We start from the raw sequence: 6,401 nt of genomic DNA on the forward strand, positions 1-6,401 counted from the left end.
GCCAGATGCAGCAGAGTGGGCACGATGATCCGCGCTACGGCGGGTTTTTGGCCCAGCGCCGATTGGGCGCCGGCCGAATGCGCGCGGCTATGCGTTTCGAGCTTTCGCGGGTCGCGGTTCCATGACAAGGCGGCGAGCTTTTCGCCGGCGGCGGGACCGAGCAGCCGTGTCAGCGCGCCGCTGTGCGTCCTGGCCAGCTGGCCGATGGTCTCGACGCCGATTTCCGCCAGCCTCGCCCTGGTCGCCGGGCCGACGCCCCACATCAGCCCGACCGGCAGGTCGTGCAGGAAAGCGAGCTCGCTGCCGGGGTCGACCACCACCAGCCCATCCGGTTTGGCCACCTGCGAGGCGATCTTGGCCAGATGCTTGGTGCGTGCTACGCCGATCGAGATCGGCAGGCCGAGTTCGGCCCGCACGCGGCGGCGGATGGTCGTTGCGATCTCCTGCGGCGAGCCGAACAGATGCGTGCAGCCGGCGACGTCGGCAAACGCCTCGTCGATGGAGATGCGCTCGACCACCGGGGTAAAATCGTCGAGCACCTTGATCGCCGCGTCGCCCAGCCGCTGGTAGTGGCTGAAATTGCCGCCGACGAAGATCAGCTGCGGGCACAGCTCACGCGCCTTGCGCCCCGGCATGCCGCCGCGCACGCCGAAGGCGCGGGCCTCATAGGAAGCGGCGAGCACGACACCGCCGCCCACCGCGATCGGCTTGCCGCGCAGCGACGGATCGAGCAACTGCTCGACCGAGGCGTAGAAAGCGTCGAGATCGGCATGCAGGATGGTGGCTGTCGTTTCCATCGACCGCACATCCGCAGTTGCTGATAGATTGGAACAAATAAAGAACAAAGGTGGATCGTTGTCAAGCAAGCTGTGGAAAGCTCCCCCTTCTCCGCTTGTGGGAGAAGGTGTCGCCGAAGGCGACGGATGAGGGGTGTTCCAGGGAACGCCAGCGTCTCACTCCGCTGGAACACCCCTCATCCGTCTCGGCGCTGCGCGCCGATCCACCTTCTCCCACAGGGGGAGAAGGGAAACAGCGCAACGCCTAGACAATATGCTCCGATCGCAGCGCCGCTTTCATCTTTTCCAGCGCCGCTTCGCCGCCTGCCGCCAATTCGCCGGCAATCCTGGCCAGCTTATCGTCGGCCTTGCGGTGCTTGCTGCCCCAGGCGCCGAGCGTCGCCAGCACCGGCAAGAGGTCGATGCCTGCTTCGGTCAGCCGGTAGACCGTTTTCAAGCCATGCGTCGGGTCGTCGCTTCTGGTGAGGATGCCTTCCTCCTGAAGCGTTTGCAGCCGCTCGGCCAGCGTGCGCGAGGAGATGCCTTCGTCGGATTGCAGGAATTCGCGAAAGTGCCTTTTGCCGGCGAAGGCCATGTCGCGGATGATGAGCAGCGTCCAGCGGTCGCCGATCAGTTCGAGCGACAGGTTGATCGGACAGCCGGATTTTTCGCGCGTCGACATCTACGGTTCCATTTTTAAATCACTTTACTATTGACATCGTTTTGGCCTTGCGTCAACGGTTGCAAATGTAAACTGTTTTGCGTTGGCCGTGGGGAGAATGACGGTGAAAAAGCTGGTCCTGCAGATGCAGATGTCGGTCGACGGCTTTGTCGGCGCCAATGAGGACCATCCCTGGCAGCTCTGGGAATGGGGCGACGACAGCGCCTGGGACGACGCGCTGAAGCAGGACTTCAACGCTGTCTTCGCAGGCGTCGATACCATCCTGCTCAGCCGCAAAATGGCACAGGAGGGCTACCTCACCCATTGGGACACTGCGGCGAAGAAGTTTCCGCACGATCCGTTCTACGCCTTTGCGCAGCGCATCGTCGACGCCCGCAAGGTGGTGCTCAGCGACAAGCTCGAGCAATCGGCCTGGGAGCCGGCTTGGGAGCGCACCAGTGTGGCCAGCGGCGACCTGCCGCGCGAGGTCAACGCGCTGAAGACGGGCGAGGGTGGCGACATTGCCGTGTTCGGCGGCGCCGGTTTCGCGTCAGCGCTGATCGCGGCCGGGCTGGTCGACGAGTTCCAGCTGTTCGTCAACCCGGCGGTGCTGGGGGCGGGCCGCCGGATTTTTGATCAGGGCGGTTTTAGGAACCTGCGGCTGCTCGGCTCGAAGGCCTATGCCTGCGGCATGGTGGTCAGCCGTTATGCACCGGCGGGGTGAGGGGAACCTCCATCTTCTCCCTGCTCACTTGGCATCGTGGAAAATAATCCCTACCGTGTGGCGCATGCCTGAGCGCAGCCGGCTGACGCCGTGGCGCAGATTGACGCGGTAGTTGCCTTTGGTGCCCTGCACCGGCCGGTTGTGGACGGCGAACACAACGGCGTCGCCCTGCCGCAGCGGCACCACTTCGACTCGGCTCTGCATGCGCGGGCGCTGCTCGGTCAGCGCGAACTCGCCGCCTGTGAAATCCCGGCCCGGTTCGGAGAGCAGGATCGCCACCTGCAGCGGAAAGGCGAGATCGCCATAGAGATCCTGGTGCAGGCAGTTGAAGTCGCCAGGCACATATTGCAGCAGCAGCGGCGTCGGCCGTGTCTGGCCGGCGGCATGGCACTGCTCGAGAAACGCGGCATGCGTCGTGGGATAGCGCATGGCCTGCCCCATGCGCTCGTTCCACCGATTGGCGACCTCGGCCAGCCTGGGATAGAGCGCGCTGCGCAGGCCACCCAGGAGGTCGGGCAAGGGATAGCGGAAATAGCGGTACTCGCCCTTGCCGAAGCCGTGCCTGGCCATATGGATGTGGCTGCGGAAATGCTTCTCCTCGGGATAGAGGCCGGCGATCTGCCGGCATTCTTCGGGCGAGAGCAATTTCTCGATCACCGCGCAGCCGAAGCCGTCGAGTTCGGCAGCAAGGGCCGGCCAGTCGTAACCGGCGATGCGTGTCTGAGCAGCTTCGACCACCGATGCGGCAATTTTGGCATGGCATTCATATCGTAGCCTCCTTGTAGAGCAGGGCGCGCTTGCGCTCGACGCCCCAGCGGTAGCCCGACAGCGTGCCGGCGGCGCGGACAACACGGTGACAGGGAATGCCCAGCGCAATCGCGTTGGCCGCACAGGCGGTCGCCACGGCGCGGGCGCCGTTCGGCTGGCCGAGACGCCGGGCGAGCGCGGTGTAGGTGATGGTGGCGCCGCACGGGATGCTGCGCAGCACGGCCCAAACACGCTGCTGGAATGGCGTGCCGTGGCGCAGGTCGAGCGGCAGGTCGAGGCCGACGCCAGGCATTTCGATGAAGCGCGCGATTGCGGCGAGATCGTCGCGCAAAGCGGCCTCGTCTTCGACCAGTACCTTGCCGGGGAAGCGGTTGGCGAGATCCTGCTCCAGTGTGTCAGCATCCGAGCTGATCAGGATGGCGCAGACGCCGATCTGGCTGCGCGCTGCCAGGACGTCGCCGATTGCGGATTCACCGATGGCGTAGCTTATGGTGTCGAAGGCATTGGGGACGCTCGCCGGTGGCGCCATTTGGGTTTGCATGAGGTTCATTGCGTTTACTCCTTTGTCTGTGCGCGAACCCTAGCTGTGCGCCGGTCGGTGCTCACTCCGATGCTTGCTTTCAAACTCAAATCGCCCGCGTACGGGGGTGAAGGACGCCCAGGGTAAGCGCTCTACGGCGCCCCCTCTGTCCTGCCGGACATCTCCCCCACGGGTGGGGAGATTGGCTGTCATCACCGCCTTCGCCAATCTCCAACGTTGCAGGACGAGAGCCGGCGCCGGAACTGCCAATCTCCCTCCTTGTGGGGGAGATGTCCGGCAGGACAGAGGGGGGCGCCGTAGAGCGCTGATTTTGATCATTCGCACTTCGGCCAAGCATGCTCATGCCACACGTGTGACCGACATCTCGCTAAGCACAAACACCTCACCGCTCAGCAGCCGCAGCTCGATCTCGCCGGTTGCGGTGTGGTTCCACTCAGCCCTACCCTCATCGACCAGCCCGCCGATGGCGGCCATGACCTGGGATTTCGCCTCTTCGGCGCGATTGCCGGCGGCGGTGGTGCGGGCGGTCCCATCGGTGACGCTGTCATGAGGTCTTGCCATCGCGCGCATGCTTGGCCGTCATCTCCGCGCGGATCGGTAAGCGCTGCCGGGTGCGTTCGACCCGTCCGCCTCGCGGTCGAGCAGTGCGCGTTTGCGCTCAGCGCCCCAGGCGTAGCCGGACAGGGCGCCATCCCTGCGGATCACGCGGTGGCAGGGAATGGCGACGGCAAGACTGTTGGCGGCGCAGGCGGCGGCGATGGCGCGGGTTGCCTTCGGCGCGCCGATGCGCTGCGCGATCTCGGTATAGGAAACCGTGCGGCCGACGGGGATGTCTTGTAAAGCCTGCCAGACACGCTGCTGGAAGGCGGTGCCGCGCACGTCGAGCGGCAAATCGAGACCGAGCGCCGGAACCTCGACGAAACCGACGACGCGGGCGACCAGTGCTTCGTAGTCGCTGTCGCCGCCGATCAGCCGTGCCCTGGGGAAACGATCCTGGAGGTCGCGCACCAGTGCATCAGGATCGTCGCCGAGCAGGATCGAGGCGACGCCCTTTTGACTGGACGCGACCAGGATGGCGCCGAGCGAGGTCTCGCCGACGGCGAAGCGGATCTCTTCATCGGCGCCGCCGGCGCGATAGCGCGTCGGCGTCATGCCGAGCATGCCAGTGGATTTCTCATAAAAACGTCCGCTCGAATTGAAGCCGGCATCGTAGATCGCCGTCGTGACGCTGGCGCCGTCTTCCAGGCCCTGACGAACCCTGGCGGCGCGGTGCGCGGCGGCATAGTCCTTCGGTGTCAGCCCGGTGGCCGCCTTGAAGATACGATGGAAATAACCGGCGCTGCGGCCGGCGGCATCAGCCAGCTCAGCGAGCGACGGTTCTTCCTGGCTCTGCTCGATCCTGCGGCAGGCAGCGGCGACCATCGCCGCGTTGCCGGCCTCGAGCGACGGGCCATCCGGGTCGCAGCGCCGGCACGGGCGAAAACCAGTCGCTCGTGCCTGGTCCAGGGTGTCGTGCAATTGCACATTTTTCGGATTGGCGCGCCGAGACGGGCAGGAAGGCCGGCAATAGACGCCGGTCGTTGCCACCGAATACCAGAATGCGCCGTCGGCCGACTTGTCGCGCGCGACGATTCGTGCCCAGCGCGGATCGTCGGCGATTTGCAGCGGCTCGGATTTCAGATTTTTCGCCAAGGTGATGAACATGGCCGGCATTGAAGCCGTCAAAAGCCGGTCTCGCCACCCGTTTCCTGCCAAGCGCCCTCGGCCCTGCTAAGCCGCGCGCTTGGGTTCCACCGCGAACGGGCTGAGGCCGAGCCAGGTCTGCATCTTCCTGCCGATGGCCTGGTCACCAGTCAGGGCAACCCTGGCGCCGGCCTTCTCGACGGTCAGCACTCCCATCCAGATCGCCGTAATCGTGTGCAGGTCGGTCGAGACGTAGAGGTCGACATCGAAGCCCGGATCGTACCAGCACAGATCGACCTCACCGTGCTTCTCGACGATCAGCCACCACGACCGTTTGGACGCCGGGAGATCCGGATACAGGAATTGTATCACCGTGCGCCCTTCAGGCAGCGGCGAGGGGTTTAGATTGCGCCGCATGTCCCACATCAGCAACGACGGATCGAGGTTCTTCAGCGACAGCCGGGACTCGACCCATTTCTGCCCCCAGAAGCCCATTGCCTCGACGACCGGGCGCAAATCCCGGCCGGCTTCCGTCAGCCGATATTCGAAGATTCCTTTTTCGCCCGGCACTTCCTTGCGCTCGACGATCCCGGCGATCTCAAGTTCCTTCAGCCGTTGCGACAGAAGGGTCGGCGACATTTTGGGAACGCCGCGGCGCAGGTCGTTGAAGCGGGTCGAGCCGGCCACCAGTTCACGCATCAGCACCATCGTCCAGCGGGTGCACAGCACCTCGGCGGCCATCGATAGCGGGCAGAATTGTTTGTATCCGTGCTGGCTCATGATTGGTGCCTCTCCCTCAAACCTGACCGAATATTAGGCCTTCCTGGATGAAGCGGCCAGTACGGAAACTGTACTGCCCCGGTACAGATCGCGGACTGGTTGGCGGGTGCCTTGCCATGCGAGCCCTTTGGCCGGTTGCACGGGATACCCCTGTGCACCGCAACCAGGAGACTACCATGACCGCCTACGTTATCGCAGACATCAAGATAAACGACGCGCAGTGGGTGCCGGCCTATGCCGCCTCGGTGCACGACCTCGTCCACAAACATGGCGGCAGATATCTGTCGCGCAGCGGCAATGTGAAGACCCTCGAAGGCAAGCCGCTCGATACCACGCTGATCGCGCTGATGGCGTTCCCGTCGGAAGCGGCGGCGCGCGCCTTCACCACCGACCCTGCCTACGCGCCCTTCGTGTCGGCCCGTCAGGGCGGCAGCGACAGCCGTTTCCAGATGATTGACAACACCGATC

8 protein-coding genes and 1 pseudogene are annotated in these 6,401 nt (G+C 64.7%); 2 read left to right on the plus strand and 7 right to left on the minus strand.

Annotated features, from left to right (window positions below):
* Positions 1-797, minus strand: a pseudogene (locus EN750_RS13700) (DNA polymerase IV); the annotation flags it as partial.
* 244 nt (positions 798-1,041) lie between these two features.
* Positions 1,042-1,458 (minus strand): helix-turn-helix domain-containing protein, encoded by a 417-nt coding sequence (locus tag EN750_RS13705; protein ID WP_127396726.1) that lies wholly within the window; start codon positions 1,456-1,458, stop codon positions 1,042-1,044.
* 103 nt (positions 1,459-1,561) lie between these two features.
* On the opposite strand from EN750_RS13705, the gene EN750_RS13710 reads away from it, so the two are divergent.
* Entirely contained in the window at positions 1,562-2,161 is a 600-nt protein-coding gene (locus tag EN750_RS13710; RefSeq protein ID WP_127396727.1) for a dihydrofolate reductase family protein, read from the plus strand.
* A 24-nt stretch (positions 2,162-2,185) separates the two neighbouring features.
* Here EN750_RS13710 and EN750_RS13715 read toward each other — a convergent pair whose 3' ends face one another.
* From EN750_RS13715 to EN750_RS13740, 5 genes are all read right to left on the minus strand, one after another.
* Positions 2,186-2,899: a 2OG-Fe(II) oxygenase gene (locus EN750_RS13715; RefSeq protein WP_245482699.1), complete on the minus strand. Its 714-nt coding sequence runs from the start codon at positions 2,897-2,899 to the stop codon at positions 2,186-2,188.
* Positions 2,900-2,924: 25 nt separating this feature from the next.
* Complete coding sequence (locus tag EN750_RS13720; RefSeq protein WP_127396728.1) at positions 2,925-3,479, minus strand: methylated-DNA--[protein]-cysteine S-methyltransferase; 555 nt, start codon at positions 3,477-3,479, stop codon at positions 2,925-2,927.
* A gap of 330 nt (positions 3,480-3,809) precedes the next feature.
* Positions 3,810-4,031: a hypothetical protein gene (locus EN750_RS13730; RefSeq protein ID WP_245482700.1), complete on the minus strand. Its 222-nt coding sequence runs from the start codon at positions 4,029-4,031 to the stop codon at positions 3,810-3,812.
* An 18-nt stretch (positions 4,032-4,049) separates the two neighbouring features.
* Positions 4,050-5,174, minus strand: coding sequence for a bifunctional DNA-binding transcriptional regulator/O6-methylguanine-DNA methyltransferase Ada (gene ada / locus EN750_RS13735; protein ID WP_127396733.1), 1,125 nt, complete (start codon positions 5,172-5,174; stop codon positions 4,050-4,052).
* Positions 5,175-5,240: 66 nt separating this feature from the next.
* Entirely contained in the window at positions 5,241-5,933 is a 693-nt protein-coding gene (locus EN750_RS13740) for a helix-turn-helix domain-containing protein (protein ID WP_127396730.1), read from the minus strand.
* Between the two features lie 176 nt (positions 5,934-6,109).
* Between EN750_RS13740 and EN750_RS13745 the strand changes: the two genes are divergently transcribed.
* The coding region (locus EN750_RS13745) for a DUF1330 domain-containing protein (protein WP_127396731.1) at positions 6,110-6,401 on the plus strand (292 nt) is incomplete at its 3' end.

Source organism: Mesorhizobium sp. M7A.F.Ca.ET.027.03.2.1 (genome assembly GCF_003999175.1).
Lineage (GTDB): Bacteria > Pseudomonadota > Alphaproteobacteria > Rhizobiales > Rhizobiaceae > Mesorhizobium.